Below are 19,519 nucleotides of genomic sequence, written 5' to 3'. Positions count from 1 at the left end.
AAAGACTTGCGGCGCTGGTACCCGCCCTTGGAGCCGAAGGGCGACGCGCCGGAGAAGCCCGTGCCGCCGGCACCGCCGATCGAATCGAGCTTCGACGAGGACGGCGCGGCCCGGTATCCGCATTACATCCGCCAGACCGAGCCCGAACCGTTCGACATCGCCTTCGTCGACCAACCGCCCACGCGCCGCGCCGAATTCACCGGCGGCTGGACCGACTGGGTCGGCAATCATGCCCCGGGCCCCGACGACGACTATCCGGTCGGCGACGGCGAGGTCGTCCACTTTCCCTGGGACGACGAGGACGAACCGGCCCCGGCCGAACGCCCCCGGCCGCGCCGCCGCCCGCGGGTGGGCCGCGACGGGCCGGGTGCGGCCGCCTCGCCGGACAGCCCGCGCGCCCGCCCGAGCCGCCTGCGCATTGTGCTGGTGCTGGCGGTAGCGGTGTTATTGCTGACTGCCGCAGCCGCATTCGCCTTGTATTTGCTGCGCGACGGCGGCACGGCCCGTAAAGGCTCGGGCCCGCCCGCGGTGACGATGCAGCTGTCCGCGGTGACCACCGATGCCGCGGCCGGGGACTGCCCGACCGAACAGGGCAACGGGGTGCTGCGCAGCGCGGAACCGGGCGGCACCGAGTCCGGGCCCGCCGCGATCCTGTGGTTCCAGCATTCGTATTACGTGCAGCGGTCCGGGGAACGGGCCTGGGAGGTGGTGGCGCCCGGCGCCGCCGTGCCGCCGCCCGCGGTGATCCAGCGCGGTATCGATTCCGTCCCGGTCGGCACCACGCACTGCGTGCGGGTGGCGACCCAGACCGGCAACAGATTCACGGTGGAGGTCACCGAGCGCCGCCCCGGCGACATTCCCAAGACCTACGACAGGCAGACGGTGACCACCGCGGTGGTCGACGGCCGCACGCTGATCACGAGCATCACGGCCGGGTAAGAGGAGAGCTGAGATGGGACAGGACTGGAGCCGATGGCTCGACGAGGCGCCCGAGGCGGGCGACCCCGCGGGTACGCGCGCGAAGGCTCCGGTGGTGCGGCTACGCAAGGACCGGGGCGACGATTCCGACGGCGGTTCCTACACCCGCCCGATCCTCGTGGTCGGCGGCTGCGGGGGCGCGGGCACCACCACGACCGCCCTGGGCCTGGCCGGTGAGCTGGGCGCGGCGGGCGCGCCGACGGTCGCGGTCGACGCCACCGCGGCGGGCAGCGATCTGGCGCTGCGCGGCGCGGACGAGCATCTGAGCCCGATCAGTTTGCAGCAGTGGCTCTACGGCCGCGGCGACGACGAACCCGCCCCGCTCAAGGAATGCCTGTCGCACGCCACCTCCGGCATCGGACTGCTGTGGCGCGACGCGGCCCCGCTGCGGCGGCGCGCCACGTATCTGACCGTGGCGCGGGCGGTTTCGGATGCGGGCTACACCCCGGTCTACGACGGCGGCAGCCCGATCGCGGCGCGGCAGCTGCGCCCGCTGCTCGAGGATGCCGAAGTGGCGCTGGTGCTGGCGATTCCGGCCCGCGTCGACGCCGCCAACCGGCTGCGGGTGACTTTGGAGTGGCTCGACGACGAGTTCGGCGGGCAGACCGAGGGGCAGGGCGGCGGCATCGTCGGCGACACCACGATCGTGGTCTCACATCAGCTGCCTGGTAACGAACCCTCGATCGCGGAACATTTGCGGGAACATCTGACCGGATGGGTGCGCGACATTCGGGAGATTCCGTACGATCCCCACCTGGCCCGGGGAGAGCTGGTGCGGCACAACACCCTCGCCGCCGAGACCCGTAGGGCCTATCGCAGCCTGCTGGCGGGGGTGGCATCATGACCGCGGCCATGAAGCAACATCGCTCCTCCGAATCCTCGCCCGCGGCAGGCGTTGTCGCCCCGCCGGAGTCCCGCCGCGCCCCGATCTGGGAGCGGCCCGTGCCCGGCGTCGGCCGGGCCCCGCTGGTGTGGCTACTGGGCGTACACGGCGGCGCGGGCGCCAGCACGCTCGCCCATGTGCTCGCGCCCGCCGCGGATTCGCATCGGCGCTGGCCCGGCGTCTTCGATCGGGAATCGCCCTATGTCGTCCTGGTTGCCCGCGAGACGATCGCCGGACTCACCCGCGCCCACGATCTGCTGCGCCAGTACCACGCCGGACTGGCGGGCCCGAGCGAGGTGCTCGGCCTGATCACCGTCGCCGCCCGGCCGGGCCGCCTGCCCGCCGAGATCCGCCGCTATCGCGATGTGGTCGGCGCGCTGGCCGGGGAGATGTGGCAGGTGCCCTGGCACGAGGAATGGATTCTGGTCGAGCCCGATCAGCTGCCGGTGTGGTCGCCGTCGGATCCGCCGCCCTCGCCGAAGAAGCGCAAACTCGATCCGCTGCAGGAGGTTCCGCACGACGTCGACGAGCTCGGCGCGAGCATCGTCGGCCTGATCCGCGACCGGGTCAGCGCCGCGGCGGCGGCCGAGCACGACGAGGACGACGAGGGCGACGACGAATGAGCGGACACGCCATGCCGACTCGGCCGCGCCGACTCGCCGCCAGGGGGCACGAGGGTGTTGTGACTGAGGGTCTACCTCAGGTACACGGTTATGTATTCCGATCACCGATTGAGAAGGACGCTCGATGAGTACCATCCTGCTCGCCGTGCACGACACGTACGGCGCAGTTCTCGCCCAGGTCGGGAATCCGACCCCCGAGGCGCCGCCCGCCTCGGAAAAATTGCTCCGATTGGTTCGTTACTTCACCTGGTTCGTGCTGCTGTCAGGCATTCTCGGCATCACCTACGCGGGAGGCAAATTCGCCTGGGAGAAGTGGACCGGCGGCGGGTTGGAGTCGCCGAAGATGGTGGCGGGCGCCATGATCGGCGGCATCATCGCCACCAGTGCGGGCACCATCATGAATGCCGTGATCGGGACCTAGGGCCGGAGCGACCGTGCTTGCCTACAAGCAGATTCCGGCCGACGTCATCGCGCCGCTCATGCAGCTCATCAACTGGCTGCTGTGGGTCGTGCTGCTGTTCTGCCTGGCCTGGCTGATCATCTCGGCCGGTCGCCTGTGGTCGGCGATGCGCGATGACTACCTGGCGTACAACGACGCCACCACCGGAATCGTGATGAGCCTGGTCGGCGCCATCGTGGCCAGCTCGGCGAGTGCGATCGCCCTGACCTTCCTACCGACGTGAACGGTTGCGCCCCATGACATCTGCCGAGACCACCGCATTCGCGCCAGCGCCGCGCCTCCGCCGGGCCGCGGTGGGCGTGCTCGGTGCCGCCGTGCTGGCGGTCGCGGGCTGCGGTGACGACGGCTCGGCGCGGGCCGATCCGGCCCGCTCGCCCACCGGCGTGCGCTGGCAGCAGTACCAGGGAGTCGCGCTGCCGGTCACCGAACAGGGTCCGGCCCACGAGGAGGACGGCGCCGCGACCGGATTCGATCACGGTCCCGCCGGAGCGGCGGTGGCCGCCGTCAACCATGCCGTGCGCCTGGCCGTGGCCCCCGACAACCAGTGGTCGGCGGTGCTCGCCAAGGGGGTCGTGCCCGGCCCCGCCCGCGACGACTGGGCGGTCGACCGGGTGCAGCTGTCCATCACCGGCCCGGCGGCCCGCGAGTACGCACCGCGCGTACTCGGCTATCGCATCACCGAATACACGCAGGACAGAACGACCGTGGACGTGTTCACCCAATACTCCGACGGCTCGCGCGCGGTGAATCACACCACCGTCGAGTGGTTCGGACAGGACTGGAGGTTACGGCTGCCCGAGCCGGGCGCGACCGCCCGACCCGTCGACGCGATCGATCAACTACCCGGCGATATCGTGATCTTGGAGGCACCGACATGAGTCCCAGGGACTCCGACCCGGACGAGCGCAATGTCTCGTTCGGCGTCATCGCCTCCGCCGCGGTGATCGCGCTGATCGTGATCGTCGGGGTGTTCATGTACGTCGGGCGCGATACCTCCTCGCCTTCGCAGGGCCAGGGCGAGCCGGGTCCCGGTCCCGCGCCGACCGCGGGCACCGGCGCGACCGGATTCGCGGATCCCGAGATCGATTTGTTCGGACGCCGCATCGACATCCCGAACAATCCGGCCGGACAACCGCTGCCGCAGGACGCGTCCAGGCAACGCCGTCCCGGCGACGAGGACTGGCTCACCGCCGCACCGGTCGGGACCACCGAGCCGCGCGGTTGGCAGCGGGTGTACGGCGCGGTGGTGCCGTTTTCCACCAGCGACGGGCCCACCTCGATCGAGGACGGCCAGGCAGTGGGCTATTCGCATACCCCGCAGGGCGCGGCGCTGGCGGCGGCGCAGATCACCTACCGGCTCAATGCCCGTCCCGCCGACCGCGAGCTGTACGTGCGCCAGGTGCGCGCCACGGCCCAGCAGATCGCCGCCTACGACAAGGCGCGGGCGGCCGGAAAGCTGCCCGAACAACAACCGGAACGGATCACCAAATATCTGGTGGCGCCCGACGCCTTCCAGATCGAGAACTACGCCGACGATATGGCGATCGTCCGACTGGCCGCGCGCGGCCCGGTCCTGGAGGGCAAGCAGCGGTGGGCGGCGGTGCGGCTGATCATGGTCTGGGACGGCGGCGACTGGCGGCTCAAGCCGACCGAGGCGCGCGCCTCGCAGACCGAGTTCGTGGACTCGCTCGGGGGGTGGACGAAGTGGTGAACATTGTTCGACCCGCAAGAAAGGCGTGTGCAGTCATCGCTGGCCAACCGACACTTCGAAGCATCGAGGGGTGGACCACATGGTGAGGCGAATCCTCACGATCCTGGCGGTCGTGTTCACCGTCATGATCGCGACACCGACGGTGGCCTACGGGCAGACCTACGGTTACGACCAGACCTGCAACGAGATTCACGACAGTCTCGACGGTCTGGGCCTGCCCGGCATCTCGCTCGGCGACGCCGCCTCGGCGGCCTGTAAGGCCAGTAACGCCGCCACCCACCCGGGCGAGGCCGCGGGTGCCGTGCGGGACAAGGCGTGGGACTCCACCTTCGGCAAGGTGGTCGACTCGCTGATGAACGGTCTCGGGCAGGCGCTGATCCTGGCGCTGACCTTCTGGATGAAGGTGCCCAACGAACGGATCAGCGACGGTGGAGCGCTGTTCGGAAAGATCAACGACTACACCTACCAGGCGCAGATATTGCTGCTCATGGTGTCGGTGATCCTGTCCGGCATGAGATTGGCGCAGGCCAGACGCGGGGCGGTGCTCAGCGAGGCCGAGGAATCGTTTCGGATGTTCGCCCGCGTGGTGTTCAGCTCGTGGATGCTGGGCGCGGTGATCGTGGCGGGCGCGCAGGCGGCGGATCGCTTCTCGCAGTGGGTGATCGAGGACGCCAGTAACGGCAATGCCCAGAACATCGCCGAACTACTGGTGAAAACCTCGAAGCTGCAAGCATTCTCGCCGGGCCTGGTCTTGATCATCGCGATCGTCGGCCTGCTCGGCGCGCTCGGGCAGATCGTGCTGGCCATCGTCCGCCAGGGGCTGCTGGTGGTGGCCGCGGGCATGCTGCCGCTGGCGGCGGCCGCCTCGGGCACCAATACCGGGCGGCAGTCCTATGGGAAGCTGCTGGCCTGGATCATCGCGTTCCTGCTGTGGAAACCGGTGGCCGCCATCGTCTACATGATCGCGTTCATCGCCGTCGGCGAGACCGACGAGACGACCTCCACGGCCGGACTGCCCGACGCCGATCAGGCCCAGCGCATGCTGGTGGCGATCGTGCTGCTGAGCAGTGTGGCGTTCGTACTGCCCGCGCTGATGCGGCTGGTGGCGCCGACGGTGGCGATGATCGGCACCGGCGCCTCGGGTCTGGGCGCGACCGGCGGCGTGCTGCTGGGTGCGGCCGCCCTCGGCGCGGTCGGCACGAAGGCCGTGGGTGTGCGCGGAGCCGCGGCCACCGGCGCGCCCGGGTATGTGGGCCGCGGCGGTTATCCGCGGCCGCCGGGTGGCGCCGGCGGGGCGATGCGCGGTCCGGGTGGTCGGCCGGTGCCGCCGCCGACCGGTCCCGGTGGGGGCCGGGTCGGGGCGGGTGTGCCGCCGGTGCGTCCCACCTCGCCCGCCGGATCGGGTGCCGCGCCGTCCGGCCCGGCACGAATGATGAATCGCATCACCACCGCTCGTGCGGCCGGTGCGAGCCTGGGTCGCGCCGAGTCCGCCATGGGCGACGTCGCCGGTGACCGCTGGGCCAACCGCGCACCCGACCTCGGCAGGAGCACGATTCCGCGATGACGTCGACCGAGACCTACGAGCGCCGCTCGTACGGATTGTGGCAGAAGCCCCGCAGCGCAGGCCTTTTCGGACTGCGCTGGGGGGAGACGGTGCTCGGTTTCGTCGTGGTCATCACCGCCCTGATGACGGCGTTGGTGGCCGGGCCGAAACCGGCGTTCTTCGTGGCCGGGGCGGGCGCGGTCGTGATGATTCCACTGGTGTGGCGGTCCGGGGGCCGCTCCGGGTACGAGACGGGATTGATGATGTTCCACTGGTTGCGCGGCCGGAACAAGGGCGAGCACGTCTATCGCGGCGGCCGGTTCTCGCGGATCCCGGGCGGGGTGGCGCGGCTGCCCGGCCTGATGGCCCCCTCCAAACTCTACGAGGGTATCGACGCGGGCGGTTACAGCTTCGGCATGATCCATCTGCCGCAATTCGCCCAGTACACGGTGGTACTGCGGGCCTGGCCGCAGGGGCACGAGGCGGTGGATCAGCCGGTGATCGACCGGTGGGTGGCGGCCTGGGGCACGTTCCTGGCCTCGCTTGGGCAGACCTCCGACATCGTCGCGGTGGTGCCGGTCATCGATACCGTGCCGGAGACCGGAAACCGTTTGCTCACCGAGGTTTCCACGATCACCCATCCCGAGGCGCCGGACCTGGCGCAGCAGGTGATGTACGAGCTGGCCACCGAATTGCCGCAGGAACGCGTGCAATTGCTGCCGCGAGTGGCGATCACGTTCAAGGCCACCACCGCCGAGCGGCGCAAGAATCCGGCCGAGGAGGCGGTGGAGATCGGCAGGCGGCTGCCGGGCATCTGCGCGGCGCTGGCGGAGGCGGGTGTGCGCGCGCAACCGATGTCGGCCGACGAGGTCATCTCCTTCATCCGGCGCAGTTACGATCCCGCCGCGCAGGCCGATCTCGAGGTGGCCGCGGGCGAGCCGGGCGGGCACGGGCTGGATTGGGCCGACGCCGGGCCGATTTCGCACGAGGAGCGCTGGGACCACTTCATCCACGACGGCGGCCGCTCGGTCACCTGGGAGATGGAGACCGCGCCCGAGGGGGCGGTGGACGAGCGGGTGCTGCAGCGGCTGCTCGCGCCGAATCCGGAGGTGCCGCGCAAGCGCATCGCCATCGTCTACCGGCCGCATTCGGCCGCCGACGCCGCCGAGATCGTCGACGACGACTACAAGAACGCACTGGTGGCCCAGCAGAGTGAACGCGGCGTGGTCTCGGCCGCGGCAACGCTGCGGGTCGGTGCCACGCAACAGGCCCGCGAGGAGCAGGCCCGGGGTCACGGTGTGACCCGCTTCGGTGCGCTGGTGACCATCACCGAGCCGCTGCGCGGGGATCTACCGCGCATCGAAGCCATCACGCGCGATCTGTCCACGCAGGCGCGCCTGAAGATCCGGCGGTGCTACCGCTACCAGGCGGCGGCCTTCGCGGCCTCGCTCGGTTGCGGGGTGATTTTGCCGGAGCACGCATCCATTCCGAAAGCATTGGCGGGGTGAGCGTATATGGCAGGTGAGCAGGAACCACCGATCCGGTACCGGGGCGAACCGCCGCGCTATCGCGAACGAGTGGTGGACCCGGATGATCCGGCGCCGCCGCGCCGCGGTGCGCGCCGCGGCCACGACGACGGGTGGGATATCGAGGCGTACACGCCCGGTGACCCCCGTGCCACCCTCCCTGCCGATTGGGACGATGCCCCCGTGCGCCCTGCCCGCCGCCGTGCGATCGGGGCGCCCGCCGCGGACGAAGATCCGCCGCCGTCGCGCCGCAGTTCGCCCCGCTCGGATCGCGTGACGAATCCTGGTGCGGGGCAGGGTATTTCGGAAGAGCGGGCCGCTCCGCCTCGGCGTGGTTCCGGGCGGTCCAGCGATATCGTGATTCCTGCCGAGCCGGAGGTTTCGGAGCGGCGGCAACCGCCGCCCACGCGGCGGGCTCGGAAGAGGCCGGTGGCGTCCGATGATCCTGTTATGGGATCGGGTATTTCGTCGGATGTGGGACGCGCGCCGTCCGAACCTGATGTGGCAGCGGGGATTGCGGGTATCGACTCCGGTAACCCCGTTGCTGGGCAAGAGATCTCGGACAGCTCGGGTAGCTCCTCGGGCGGCTCGAGGCTGCCGTCCGCTTCGGGTGAAAACTCGAATGGGCGCACCGGTGCCGACGACGCCGACCCGAATGCGGAGCTGCCGCAGGGGCTGCGCGGTGCGGCGCTGCACCCGTCCGCCGATGCGGTTGTGGCGGAGGGGGATTCGAAGGAGACGAAGGCGAGTGCCGAGCGCCGGGTGCCCGGCGGGACCGGTATCGGCGGTGGGGATGCTGTCGCGGGGGATGGCGAGCAGGTGATGACGGCGGGCGGGGCGGGTCGTGGGCAGGGCGCCGGCACGTCCGCGGAAAAGGCGCGGCCGCGGCGGGATTCGGCCGACGGTGACCGGATGGCAGCGGATGACGGGGTTGCCGCTGCCTCCGAGTCCGCCGACGAGCGGGGGCGACGCCCGCAGGGGCGCGACGAGAAGAAGGCTGCGGGCAATGGGGCCCGTTCGGTGCGCAAGCCCGGTGCAAGCGGTTCTCGGCGTGGGAAATCGGGAGACCACGAGGCCGGGGCGCGGAAACGACCGGCGGGGCAGGAACGGGAAGACATGCGTGACAACGGCCGGACGCCCACTCGCCGCGAAGAACGCCGAACGACCGAGAACGGGCTGAGCAACGGCCGGTCCGCAGAGCGGCGCCGAAATCTCGACCAGCCGACCGAGCGGTACCGGATTCAGCCGGAGGATCGGTTGCGCGGCAACGGTTCTCGTTCCGAGCGCGATTCCCGGCGGTCGGGTCGCGGCCGGACGTCCGGCTCCGACCGTGCCGCATATGCCCGCACCGAGCGTGCCTCCGGGCGGAAGACCAAGCCCGCCAAGCCTCGCAAGCAGGGTCCGCCGCTGCTCGACGACGCCACGAGGGCTCGGTACGAGGCCATCGCGCGCGAACGTTCCGGGCTGCGCGCGGCCTGGGCGGCGTTTCGCATCCGCACCGACGACCTGCGCCGGGTCAATGCCGCCGCCCGGATCGAGGCGGTGGTGGATGACGGATTCGACCGTGAGACAGCGCCGCTGACCGACCGCGGCTATGCCGGACCCGGCGGCGGGCGGATGAGCGTGGTGGGCCGCCCGGTCGAATACCGGGCGACCACCGCGCAGGTGGCGGGTCTGTGGCCCTGGTCGGTCGGCGCGGGCGCCCCGCTGATCGGCACCCCGCTGGGCTCGCATCTGCACACCGGCGCACCGGTCTGCTTCGATCCGATGAACTGGTTCATGCGCGGCAGCTTCATCACCGCGCCGAGCCTTTTCGTCCTGGGCCTCAACGGTTTCGGTAAATCCTCGCTGGTGCGCCGGATCGTGCTGGGCGGCGTCGCCCAGGGCATCACGCCGCTGGTGCTGGCCGACGTCAAGCCCGACTATCGCAAACTGGTGGAGCTCGTCGGCGGGCAGGTCATCGATCTCGGCTACGGACACGGCAAGCTGAACCCGCTCGCCGGTGGTGTGCTGGGCTCGATAGTGCCGATGCTGGCCGAGATGCCCGCCCTGCAATTGCAGGTGACACAGGAACTTCGGGCCCGGCAGGTCACCCTCATCGCGGGCCTGGTGGAGCTGGTGCGCGGGGCCCGGGTACGCGACTACGAGGAGACGCTGATCTCCACCGCGCTGCGCATTCTCTACCGCGAGGGCAGCGGGTTCGCGCCCGACAATCCGCCGATCATGGAGAACCTGCTCGAGGTGATCGTCGGCGGCGGTGAGGAATTGATGCTCGACGCCGGTGCGGACAGCTCCGAGGAGTACCACGAGGCCACCAAGGGGCTGCGGCGCTCGCTGCGGGCGCTGACCCAGGGCCCGTTCGGCGCGGTGTTCAACGGGCAGACCACCGCTCCGATCGACACCTCGGCGGTTGCGGTCTGCATCGACGTCTCACACATCCCCGCGGGCGACAAGAAGCTCAAGGCCGCGGTGATGCTGGCCTGCTGGGCCGACGGTTTCGCCTCCGTGGAGGCCGCGCATGTGCTCGCCGACGCGAAACTCGGGCCGCAGCGCTATTTCCAGGTCGTCATGGACGAGCTGTGGCAGGTGCTGGGCCTGGGCGACTTCATGATCGACCGCGTCGACGAGCTGACCCGCCTGAACCGCACCATCGCCACCGCGCTGATCATGATCAGCCACACCATCAAGGATCTGCAGTCGCTGGGCTCGGAGGCGGCGATCGCCAAGGCGCTCGGTTTCCTGGAACGCGCCCGCGCCAAGATCTTCGGCGCGCTGCCGCCGGAGGAGATCAAGCGGCTGGACTCGACGGTGCCGTTCACCGCCGCCGAGGAGGAGATGGTGACCGGATGGTCGGCGCCCCAGGCATTGACCGGTGAGGCGCTCAAGCCCGGCCAGGCCCGGCCGCCCGCGCCCGGCACCGGCAAGTTCCTGCTCAAGATCGGTGAGGATCGCCGCCCCGGCATTCCATTCCACATGGAGTTCACCATCTCGGAGAAGGAAAGCGGGATCCACGAGACCAACCAGCGTTTCAGCGAATTCACGGAATCCACCGCGCGCCGCGGTGACGAGGGGAGTGCCGCGTGAGATTAGACGAGCCCACGAGGCGGAGGTTGGCGCGATGATGCCGCACAGGTCCTATCGCAGAGTGTCGCCCGAGGTGCGGCAGGCGGCGGTCGAGCAGGTGCTCGCGCTGACCGGCAAGCTGCGCAGCGAGTCGGAGGCCTGCCGCGTGGTGGCCGAACAGATCGGTGTCCACACCAATTCGGTCCGCAACTGGGTCCGCGCCGCCGAGGGCCCGAGCCTCGAGCGCATGGACGCGGTAGCCCTGCGCCGCAAGGTAGCCCTCCTGCAACAACAGCTGGCCGCCGCCGCCGAAATGAACCGCACCCTGGTGGAAACCCTCAACGAAACCAAACGCGCCACATGACAAGCGCCCACCCCACCACACCCGCCCCCGGCGTTGGAATCCGCATCCCCCCACCCGAGATACGGATCCCAACACCAGGTGCGGCTGTACCCACCCGCGAGTCCTGGCGTGCGGCAGCGCTCTCCGCACCGGTTGTGGCGCTTCGCACCCGTTTCGGCCGCCCGCAGGGGGTGCGGGGTGCGGGAGACGGTGCGGCTGAGAGTGGGGCGGGGGTGCGGTGAGTTCGAAGAGTTTGTTGTGGGTGGGGTTGGGGAGCGTGATCGGGTTGGTCGCGCTGGTGTTGGTTGTGGTGATGCCTGCTTCGGAGGATGAGTGTGCGGATCAGCCGAGTGTGTCGGGGTCGGTGTTGCCGGGGGATCCGCGGGCGTTGGGAGGGGCGGGGGTGACCCCGAGTGGGGTGGTGCAGGGGCCTGCGGTTGTTACCGGGACGACCGCGCCGGGGGTGAATCAGCCTGCGGCGCTGGGGAATCCGGCTGTGACGGGGACGCCGTCGCTGGCGGCGGGGCTGGCTCCGATCCGGCGGACCTGGCCGTTGGCCGCGGGGACGTTCACCATTTCGGATCATTTCGGGGCGCGGGGCGGGGCGCATCTCGGGGTGGATATGGCCGCGGCGGATGGGACGCCGATCTTCTCCGTTGCCGATGGGGTGGTGGTGGCCGCGGGGGCGGCGTCCGGATTCGGTAACTGGATCGTGGTCGATTCCATTGATGTGAACGGTCGGCCGTTCTCGGCGGTGTACGGACACGAGTGGGACAGCGGCGTGCTGGTGCGGGCCGGTCAGGTGGTGCGGGCGGGGCAGCAGATCGGGCTGGTCGGGTCGGCGGGTGAATCCTCCGGGCCGCATTTGCATTTCGAGATCGTGCCGGGCGGTCGGTTCGCCGGCGGGCGGCAGATCGATCCACTCCCGTGGTTGGACGGTGCGCCGACGCCGAGTGCGGCGGGTGCGTGGCCGTACTCGGTGAACCCGCTGTGCCAGCGCGGTTTCGGCACCGCGGGCGGCGCACTGGCGGACGGCAAGGTCCCTCCGGAACTCGAGATCTGGTACCGCCGCGCGGGCTCGCTGTGTCCGGAGATCACCCCGTCGCTGCTGGCCGCCCAGGGGCGGCAGGAGTCGGGCTTCCGGCGCGGGCTCACCTCTCCGGCCGGGGCGCAGGGTCTTTCGCAGTTCCTGCCCGGCACCGCCCGGGCGACCAATCCCGACGACGGGCAGCCCTATCTGCTCGATGCCGATGGCAACGGCAACGCCAGCATCTGGGACGACGGCGACGCGATCCTCGCGCAGGGCCGCTATATGTGCTCGATAGCCCACCAGATCGGGCGCTGGATCGGGGAGGGCAAGGTGCACGGCGACGTCGTCCCGCTCGCCCTGGCCGCGTACAACGCCGGTGAGGGCGCGGTGCTCGCCTCCGGCGGCATGCCGAATCGGGTGGCAGCGCACTACTCCGAGACCCAGCCCTACGTGGCGAACATCCTGGCCATGGAACCGCAGTTCCGCGCCCCGGGGTCGATGGGCCGGTTCCAGCCCGAGGGCGAGGCGAGCGGCGCGGAGGTCGTGGAGGCGGCTCGCCAGTGGCTGGGTACCCCGTACGTCTGGGGCGGCGGCGGTCCGCAGGGCTCGACCGGCGGCGGTCTCGACGGCCCGGGTCTCACAGCGGCCTCGGTGTTCGCCGCCTCCTCCGGCCGAATCATGCTGCCGCGCACCGCCGAACAGCAGTGGGAGGCGGGCGCGGAGGTGCCGCTGCGCAAGGCCCAGCCGGGGGATCTGGTGTTCTCCCGATTCGGCCCCCGCGGCCCGGCCGAGGTCGGCATCTACACCGGCAACGGCACGATGATCCGCGCCGCCGATTCGTCCGGCGTGCGCGAGGCCCCGGTTCCCGGCGACAGTCGCATACGGAGGGTGCTGTGAATCTCGGTATTCGCTGGTGTGTCGAGCCCGCTTTCCGCAACTCCGACATCGGCGCGGGCGGCCCACGAATCGGACACGTGGAGGTCACGGACGTCGCGCCGCGCCCCGTCGACCGGTTCCGGCGATTAGCCTGGAAATCAGTCCGACCGGCCGCCGCGCGGCGGTCGGTCCTCCGGAATTCGGCGGTGAAACACGCTAACCTGGTGGTGATGCTGGTGGTGGGCATCGCGATGCTGACCACGGGCTGCGGCGGCAGCAGCGGCGGCGGCACGGAATCGCCCGTGCGCCCGCCCACCTCGACCGTGCGGCAACTGGAGGCGGTCCCCGCGCCCGATCCGACCACTCCCGACGGGGTGGCGGTCGCGGCGCTGAAGGAGATCTACACCTGGTATCCGGCCACCGAATCCCAGGGCGGTTCGATGTCGCGGGCGCGGAAATGGCTGGGCCCCAGCCTCGTCCGCACCCTGGACACCCCGGCCGAGGGCGGCGACACCCCGAAACCGTCGCTGCAATGGGCGGACTGGGGCAAGGCCGGGGCGAGGGTCGAGGCATTCACCTTCGCGTCCGGCGAGAAGGCGCCGCCCAGCGGCGATCCGGATCACGAGCAGTACAAGATCGGGATCGAGCAGACCGTCGTCTACCCGGACGGCCGGCGTCAGCCGCTGCCGCCGACGACGGTCATCGCCACCGTCGCGCGCACCCCCGACGGTTGGCGGCTCGACGGATTCCGGTGAGCCACAACAACGTATACGGTCACCTCAGGAGGCGGAGATGGCGAAGAAGGTGAAGGATCCGGCCGAACCGGGTCCCGACCTCACCCTGTACATGATCTACTTCGGGTTCGCGATCGTCGGAACCCTGTGGGTCGCCCTGCATCTCGGCAACCGGATGGCGGTGACCAAACAGGACGTCCCGATCAATCCGATCGCGATCGTGGCGGGCCTGGCCCGCGGTCAGCTGCAGTGGCCGCGCGCGTCCACGGTCATCGTGCTGCTGGTCGTGGCGGCGGTGATCGGCGTGGTGATCGTGCGCCGGGAGCTGAAGAAGCGCAAGGGTAAAGGGCGCTTGGCGGTCGACGACAAGGCGCAGTACATGGGCGCCGGTGGCGCGATCTCGGCGCTGACCGAGGGTGGGGTGCGGGAGAAGGCCGAGCAGCTGGGGGTGCGGCTCGGGTACGACGATCCGCCGGGGGTGCCGATCGGCGTCGCGGTGGCCGACGGCACGATGCTGTACGGGTCCTATGAGGATCTGCACGTGGACATCTGGGGTCCGCGGCAGGGCAAGTCCACCTCCCGGGTGATCCCGGCCATCCTGTCGGCCATCGGCCCGGTGCTGGCCACCTCCAACAAGCGCGATGTGGTCGATGCGACGCGAGATGTGCGCGAGGCCAAGGGATCTCAGGTGTTCGTCTTCGACCCGCAGGGCGTGGCCGACGAGGCGCCCACCTGGTACTGGGACCCGCTGGGCTGGGTGGACGCCCGCCGCGAGGGCTGTGAGATGCGCGCGGCCCGGCTCGCCGGACACTTCGCCGACGGCGACGACAGCACCGGACCGGCGGTGGCGACCGGCACCGACGCCTTCTTCGACCAGGAGGCCGAGGATCTGCTGGCGGGCCTGTTCCTGGCCGCGGCCACGGCGGGCCGCCCGATCACGCAGGTGTGGGATTGGGTCACCAATCCACAGGACACCGAGCCGATCGAGATTCTGCGCGCGAACAGCCATCACTTCACCGCTGCGGGCCTGGCCTCGCAGTACAACGCCGATGTCCGCACGCTCAGCGGCGTTTTCGGCACGGCCAAGAAGATGATCCGCTGCCTGAAGCTGTCGAATGTGCATCCGTGGATCACCCCGGGGAACGATCGCCGGCAATTCGACGAGCTGGATTTCATCGAGCGCAACGGCACCCTCTACAGCCTCTCGCTGGAGGGCCGCGGCTCGGCCGCACCGCTGGTGAGCGCGCTGACCGAGGCCGTCATCGACGTCGCCATGCGCAAGGCGTCGCAGTCGCACGGCGGTCGCCTTTCGATTCCACTGCTCGCCGTCCTGGACGAGGCCGCCAACGTGGTCCGCTGGAAGGATCTGCCCAAGCAGTACAGCCACTTCGGCTCCCGCGGCATCGTCGTCATGACCGTGCTGCAGTCCTGGGCGCAGGGCGCGCGCTGCTGGGGCGCCGACGGCATGGAGGCGCTGTGGGGCGCGGCCAATATCAAGGTGCTCGGCAGCGGCGTCGACGATACGAAGTTCCTGCAGGAGCGCTCGGACGCCATCGGCGAGTACGACGTGATCTCGCAGTCGGTGTCGGAATCCAAGGGCAGCAAGAGCTATTCGCGTTCGCTGGGGTCGTCCAAGACCTTCAGCGTCAACGCGCTGGCGACGCTGCCGCGCGGGCGCGCCATCGTATTCTCCTCCGGCGCACCGGCGGTGCTGGTTCGCACCGTTCCCTGGTGGGAGGGCGAGTACGCTGACGCGGTGCGCCGTTCGATCGATCACCACGATCCGCAGACCCCGCGCCGGACGACGATTCAGGATCTCGTCGAGGAGCGCAGGCAGCACGAGGATGTCACTCCGCCGCAAACGTACGGGCAGCCCGAGGAGGTTCGGCCGCTGTGAACGACCAGCAGCAAGACATGATCTACTCGAACGTGGTCGAGTTCGTGGAGAACTATCTGAGTCTCGTCTATCGGCGGCAGGTCACCGATCTCACCGACACCGTGTGGTGTCCGGAATGGTGGAAGCACGCCGAGGCCGCGATGCGGCTCGAAGCGCTGTGGCGAGCCTGGGAATATCTGCGTCAAGACGGCAAGACGGGAATGAGCGTGTGGTTCCTCGATCACGCCGATCCCCATATGGCCAGGTTGTTCGACCCGAAGGGGCCGTTCAAGTACTGCAGCGTCCGCAATGGTCACAAGGACATGCTCAACCCGCTGCCGCTGAAATCCCCACAGCAGGGCCTGTTCGGCGATCCCACCATCGATCCGGCGACCGGCGACTTCCGTTCCTGAAACCGGCTGGGCGACAAGAGGTTCGAGGGGCTGCGGAGATCTGGTCCGCAGCCCGAAAAAATACGTTGAGGGGGAGTCTCAGCCGCGGGTACGCTCGAGACCGCGCGACAACTCCTGCTGGCGAGCGCGGACCACATGCGGCGGCTCTTCGGGGCGGCTGCGCACGGCGGCCTGGGGCGGCTGCGCCTGACTGACTTCCATCAGCATGCGTACCGCGGCCAGTTCCGGTGCGACGCCGATACGGGCCAGATGAGCGGCCAGCGCGGTGCGCCGTTCGACCGAGTCGTACCGGCCGCCCATCTCCTTGACCTTGCTCTTCGCGGCGGCCTGCGCGGCCATTCGAGTCGCGGTGGCCTGCGCGGCGAACCGATCCTTCTCGAGCGAGACACCCTTCTCCATCGGGGGCCGGTCGAGCATGCGGGACAGCTCCAGGTTGCGCGGGTCCTTGGCCTTGGCCTCGCGGGCCTCGCGCAATGCCAGCTCCCTGGCTTCCTTCCGGCGCTCCTCGGTGACCTTGACGCGGGCCTCGGCTTCCTTCTGGCCACGCTCGCGGGTGCGCAGTGCGACCAGCGTCGCAAGTGACAACATTTGCCTCATCAAAGCCGCTGTCTCGCGGCCGATGTCGTCGAGTTCCTCGGCCATTGCCTGCTCCCCGATGCTGCAGTGATCACTATGGATGATTGTGGTGCTTCGTCGGAGGCGTCGCCAGTGGAACGGTGGTTCTGCCTGGCGATGTCCCCGCCTGCAAACGCGGACACCGGGAGCACTGGAGGAGCAGTCCTACCCGGTAGGGCGGTTACTACGCCGCTTCGTACTCCGTGCTACGAGATTACCAGCGAAAATGCAGGGCAGCCTTACTCGCGTTGTGCAACAACAGCATATATCGCACATTTCCGACAGGGAGCCCGAAGCGCCGGATGTTCTCCGGTATAAGGATGCCCTAAGCGGATCTCGTCTGCCAGCCCGACACGTCGCCATTTCGCTGCCCCGACAGGGCATCTGACCGCCCTTGCCGCGAGCGTCGGGCCCGCGAACGCGTCGTGCCGGTACGCCGGTTGGGGAGCGTACCGGCACGAGTGCCCGAAGTGGGGAGTTTCAGCCGATCTTGACCGATTCGAAGGTGACGGGCTGGTTCGGCTTGCCGCCGCCGGGGCCCGAATCCATCGAGCCGTCGTCGCCGATCTCGGCGATCTTGTCGAGGGTCTTCAGGCCGGCCTCGTCGACCGTGCCGAAGATGGTGTACTGCGGCGGAAGTTGGGAATCGCCGTAGAGCAGGAAGAACTGGCTGCCGTTGGTGCCGGGCCCGGCATTGGCCATCGCGATCGTGCCGCGCTTGTAGAGCACCGGCATCTGGGCGTTCGGGTCGTCCTGTGCGTAGACGTCGGTCGGGTACTCGTTGTCGTAGACGTAGCCCGGGCCGCCCTTACCGGTGCCGGTCGGGTCGCCGCACTGCAGCATCTTCAGGCCCTTGGTGCTCAGCCGGTGGCACGGCGCGCCGTCGTAGTAGTGCTGGCTCACCAGGCTGGCGAAACTGTTGACGGTGCAGGGAGATTCCGCGCGATCGAGGGTCAGGCCGATGGGTCCGTGATTGGTCGTGATCGTCACCGCCTCCTGGCCCTTGGCGACGATGTTGTCGCCGTTGGGCTTCTGCACCGGCTTGGCGGCCGGACCGCCGCCGTCGCGGTAGGTGCAGGAGACCGTCGTGGCCTTGGGCTGCGGGGCGGGCGGCGGCGCGGCCTCCGGGGTGCTCGCCAGGGAGGAGTCCGAGGCCTGCGAGGCCGTGTTCTTGGCGTCCTCGTCGCCGCGCGTGAGGTAGTAGATGCCCACCCCGGCCGCGACCACGACGACCACGCCGAGCACCGAGCCGGCGATGGTGAGCTGCTTGCGCCTGCGAGCCCGCTCGGCCTGCCGGGCCAGTCGCCGCTCCAGCTTGCGTTTCGCCGCCGCTCGCCGCTGTTCGTTACTCGGCACTACCGCTTCCTCCCGTGATGGTCTGCTTGTCGACGTAAGAGTGTGCCATCACTTCCTGAGATGAGACCTAACGTTGGGTATTCACCCCGTACAATCCCCTTCCCGATAACCGGTTGGACTTGGTGCGGACGGGTTTGAAAGACTGGACGATCGTGACCAAGACCAGCAGCTTCACCGCCCCGAAGGGCATCCCGGATTACGTGCCGCCCGGCTCGGCCGAGTTCGTCGCCGTGCGCGACGCGCTCGTGCGCTCGGCCCGTCTGGCCGGATACGGGCATGTGGAGCTGCCGATCTTCGAGGACACCGCCCTGTTCGCGCGCGGGGTCGGCGAGTCGACCGATGTGGTCAGCAAGGAGATGTACACCTTCGCCGACCGCGGCGACCGCAGTGTGACGCTGCGGCCGGAGGGCACCGCCGGGGTGATGCGCGCGGTCATCGAGCACGGCCTGGACCGCGGGCAGCTGCCGGTGAAGCTGTATTACTCCGGCCCGTTCTTCCGCTACGAGCGGCCGCAGGCGGGGCGCTACCGGCAGCTGCAGCAGGTCGGCGTCGAGGCGATCGGCGTGGACGATCCCGCGTTGGACGCCGAGGTGATCGCGATCGCCGATGCCGGATTCCGCTCGCTCGGACTGGACGGCTTCCGGCTGGAGATCACCTCGCTGGGCGACGAAACCTGCCGTCCCCGGTACCGGGAGCTGCTGCAGGAATTCCTCTTCGAATTGCCGTTGGACGAGGAGACCCGCCGTCGCGCCGAGATCAATCCGCTGCGCGTGCTCGACGACAAGCGGCCCGAGGTGCGGGAGATGACGGCCGACGCGCCGCTCATGCTCGACCACCTGTCGGATTCGGCCAAGGTGCACTTCGAGCAGGTGCTCGGTTACCTGGACGCGCTGGGGGTGCCGTACGTGGTCAATCCGCGCATGGTTCGCGGCCTGGACTACTACACCAAGACCACGTTCGAATTCGTGCACGACGGCCTGGGGGCGCAGTCCGGCATCGGCGGCGGCGGGCGCTACGACGGGTTGATGGCCCAGCTGGGCGGGCAGCCACTGTCGGGCATCGGCTTCGGGCTGGGCGTGGACCGCGCGGTGCTGGCGCTGCGGGCGGAGGGCAAGTCGGTGGCCGATCCGGCGCGGGTGGACGTGTTCGGGGTGCCGCTCGGCGATGCCGCCAAATCGCGGCTGGTGGTGCTGGCCGCGCAGCTGCGGGCCGCGGGCATCCGGGTCGACCTGGCCTACGGCGGGCGCGGGGTGAAGGGCGCGATGAAGGCGGCCGACCGGTCCGGTGCGAAATACGCTCTGGTGCTCGGCGATCGGGACCTGGCCGAGGGCGAGATCGGGCTCAAGGAGTTGGCGACCGGCGATCAGCGCCAGATTCCGATCGATGCGGCGGTCTCGGCCGTCTCGGACGCGCTGGCGGCCGATCGGTAGTACGGTCACGACGATGGCCCCGGTCACGGCCGGGGCCACTCCCGCTCGGACGAATGTGG

At 69.7% G+C, this 19,519-nt stretch carries 18 protein-coding genes; 16 read left to right on the top strand and 2 right to left on the bottom strand.

The annotated features are described in order from the left end of the window. Window positions 1-60: 60 nt before the first annotated feature. The 15 genes from NDR87_RS12860 to NDR87_RS12790 all read left to right on the top strand — a co-directional run bounded on the left by NDR87_RS12860 (window position 61) and on the right by NDR87_RS12790 (window position 16,059). Complete coding sequence (locus tag NDR87_RS12860; RefSeq protein ID WP_251912513.1) at window positions 61-939, top strand: hypothetical protein; 879 nt, start codon at window positions 61-63, stop codon at window positions 937-939. 13 nt (window positions 940-952) lie between these two features. Beyond that, window positions 953-1,822 carry a hypothetical protein gene (locus NDR87_RS12855; protein WP_251912514.1) on the top strand — a complete coding sequence of 290 codons (870 nt, stop codon included), beginning with the start codon at window positions 953-955 and terminating at the stop codon, window positions 1,820-1,822. Next, complete coding sequence (locus tag NDR87_RS12850) at window positions 1,819-2,484, top strand: hypothetical protein (protein ID WP_251912515.1); 666 nt, start codon at window positions 1,819-1,821, stop codon at window positions 2,482-2,484. The genes NDR87_RS12855 and NDR87_RS12850 overlap by 4 nt, the downstream gene beginning before the upstream one ends. A gap of 124 nt (window positions 2,485-2,608) precedes the next feature. After that, on the top strand, window positions 2,609-2,905 hold the full coding sequence (locus tag NDR87_RS12845) for a hypothetical protein (protein WP_251912516.1): 297 nt from the start codon (window positions 2,609-2,611) through the stop codon (window positions 2,903-2,905). A gap of 13 nt (window positions 2,906-2,918) precedes the next feature. Continuing rightward, complete coding sequence (locus NDR87_RS12840; RefSeq protein WP_308212083.1) at window positions 2,919-3,167, top strand: hypothetical protein; 249 nt, start codon at window positions 2,919-2,921, stop codon at window positions 3,165-3,167. Between the two features lie 13 nt (window positions 3,168-3,180). Further along, window positions 3,181-3,822 carry a hypothetical protein gene (locus NDR87_RS12835; RefSeq protein WP_251912517.1) on the top strand — a complete coding sequence of 214 codons (642 nt, stop codon included), beginning with the start codon at window positions 3,181-3,183 and terminating at the stop codon, window positions 3,820-3,822. Continuing rightward, on the top strand, window positions 3,819-4,655 hold the full coding sequence (locus tag NDR87_RS12830; RefSeq protein ID WP_251912519.1) for a hypothetical protein: 837 nt from the start codon (window positions 3,819-3,821) through the stop codon (window positions 4,653-4,655). Before NDR87_RS12835 ends, NDR87_RS12830 begins: the two co-directional genes overlap by 4 nt. Before the next feature lie 79 nt (window positions 4,656-4,734). Then, complete coding sequence (locus NDR87_RS12825) at window positions 4,735-6,219, top strand: hypothetical protein (protein ID WP_251912521.1); 1,485 nt, start codon at window positions 4,735-4,737, stop codon at window positions 6,217-6,219. Continuing rightward, entirely contained in the window at window positions 6,216-7,706 is a 1,491-nt protein-coding gene (locus tag NDR87_RS12820; RefSeq protein ID WP_251912522.1) for an SCO6880 family protein, read from the top strand. The genes NDR87_RS12825 and NDR87_RS12820 overlap by 4 nt, the downstream gene beginning before the upstream one ends. 930 nt (window positions 7,707-8,636) lie before the next feature. Beyond that, window positions 8,637-10,808, top strand: coding sequence for a hypothetical protein (locus NDR87_RS12815; RefSeq protein WP_372494165.1), 2,172 nt, complete (start codon window positions 8,637-8,639; stop codon window positions 10,806-10,808). A gap of 34 nt (window positions 10,809-10,842) precedes the next feature. Next, the gene (locus NDR87_RS12810; RefSeq protein WP_251912525.1) at window positions 10,843-11,151 is read left to right on the top strand and encodes a transposase; all 309 of its coding nucleotides are present in this window, start codon (window positions 10,843-10,845) and stop codon (window positions 11,149-11,151) included. A gap of 217 nt (window positions 11,152-11,368) precedes the next feature. Further along, a complete protein-coding gene (locus tag NDR87_RS12805) occupies window positions 11,369-13,057 on the top strand; it encodes a peptidoglycan DD-metalloendopeptidase family protein (protein ID WP_251912528.1) in 1,689 nt (562 codons plus the stop codon). Window positions 13,058-13,242: 185 nt separating this feature from the next. Continuing rightward, complete coding sequence (locus NDR87_RS12800; RefSeq protein ID WP_251912530.1) at window positions 13,243-13,791, top strand: hypothetical protein; 549 nt, start codon at window positions 13,243-13,245, stop codon at window positions 13,789-13,791. A gap of 37 nt (window positions 13,792-13,828) precedes the next feature. Beyond that, window positions 13,829-15,667 carry a type IV secretory system conjugative DNA transfer family protein gene (locus NDR87_RS12795; RefSeq protein WP_251912532.1) on the top strand — a complete coding sequence of 613 codons (1,839 nt, stop codon included), beginning with the start codon at window positions 13,829-13,831 and terminating at the stop codon, window positions 15,665-15,667. Next, window positions 15,664-16,059, top strand: a complete 396-nt coding sequence (locus tag NDR87_RS12790) for a DUF4913 domain-containing protein (protein WP_251912535.1) — start codon at window positions 15,664-15,666, stop codon at window positions 16,057-16,059. The genes NDR87_RS12795 and NDR87_RS12790 overlap by 4 nt, the downstream gene beginning before the upstream one ends. Window positions 16,060-16,137: 78 nt before the next feature. Here the strand turns inward: NDR87_RS12790 and NDR87_RS12785 are convergent, their stop codons facing one another. Next, window positions 16,138-16,701, bottom strand: coding sequence for a hypothetical protein (locus NDR87_RS12785; protein ID WP_251912537.1), 564 nt, complete (start codon window positions 16,699-16,701; stop codon window positions 16,138-16,140). A gap of 453 nt (window positions 16,702-17,154) precedes the next feature. Then, window positions 17,155-18,030 (bottom strand): peptidylprolyl isomerase, encoded by an 876-nt coding sequence (locus NDR87_RS12780; protein ID WP_251912538.1) that lies wholly within the window; start codon window positions 18,028-18,030, stop codon window positions 17,155-17,157. 152 nt (window positions 18,031-18,182) lie between these two features. On the opposite strand from NDR87_RS12780, the gene hisS reads away from it, so the two are divergent. Beyond that, window positions 18,183-19,460, top strand: a complete 1,278-nt coding sequence (gene hisS / locus NDR87_RS12775) for a histidine--tRNA ligase (RefSeq protein ID WP_251912540.1) — start codon at window positions 18,183-18,185, stop codon at window positions 19,458-19,460. Window positions 19,461-19,519 lie beyond the last annotated feature (59 nt).

This window comes from Nocardia sp. CDC159 (assembly GCF_023740735.1).
Taxonomy (GTDB): domain Bacteria; phylum Actinomycetota; class Actinomycetes; order Mycobacteriales; family Mycobacteriaceae; genus Nocardia; species Nocardia pulmonis.
This window is presented reverse-complemented; position numbering and strand designations above follow the sequence as displayed.

Bases quoted from the DNA above. Each gene is read 5' to 3' on its own strand.
- NDR87_RS12795 (WP_251912532.1), top strand. From the start codon at position 13,829: ATGGCGAAGAAGGTGAAGGATCCGGCCGAACCGGGTCCCGACCTCACC.
- NDR87_RS12815 (WP_372494165.1), top strand. From the start codon at position 8,637: ATGGCAGCGGATGACGGGGTTGCCGCTGCCTCCGAGTCCGCCGACGAG.
- NDR87_RS12845 (WP_251912516.1), top strand. From the start codon at position 2,609: ATGAGTACCATCCTGCTCGCCGTGCACGACACGTACGGCGCAGTTCTC.
- NDR87_RS12830 (WP_251912519.1), top strand. From the start codon at position 3,819: ATGAGTCCCAGGGACTCCGACCCGGACGAGCGCAATGTCTCGTTCGGC.
- NDR87_RS12820 (WP_251912522.1), top strand. From the start codon at position 6,216: ATGACGTCGACCGAGACCTACGAGCGCCGCTCGTACGGATTGTGGCAG.
- NDR87_RS12810 (WP_251912525.1), top strand. From the start codon at position 10,843: ATGATGCCGCACAGGTCCTATCGCAGAGTGTCGCCCGAGGTGCGGCAG.
- NDR87_RS12850 (WP_251912515.1), top strand. From the start codon at position 1,819: ATGACCGCGGCCATGAAGCAACATCGCTCCTCCGAATCCTCGCCCGCG.
- NDR87_RS12855 (WP_251912514.1), top strand. From the start codon at position 953: ATGGGACAGGACTGGAGCCGATGGCTCGACGAGGCGCCCGAGGCGGGC.
- NDR87_RS12785 (WP_251912537.1), bottom strand. From the start codon at position 16,701: ATGGCCGAGGAACTCGACGACATCGGCCGCGAGACAGCGGCTTTGATG.
- NDR87_RS12835 (WP_251912517.1), top strand. From the start codon at position 3,181: ATGACATCTGCCGAGACCACCGCATTCGCGCCAGCGCCGCGCCTCCGC.
- NDR87_RS12825 (WP_251912521.1), top strand. From the start codon at position 4,735: ATGGTGAGGCGAATCCTCACGATCCTGGCGGTCGTGTTCACCGTCATG.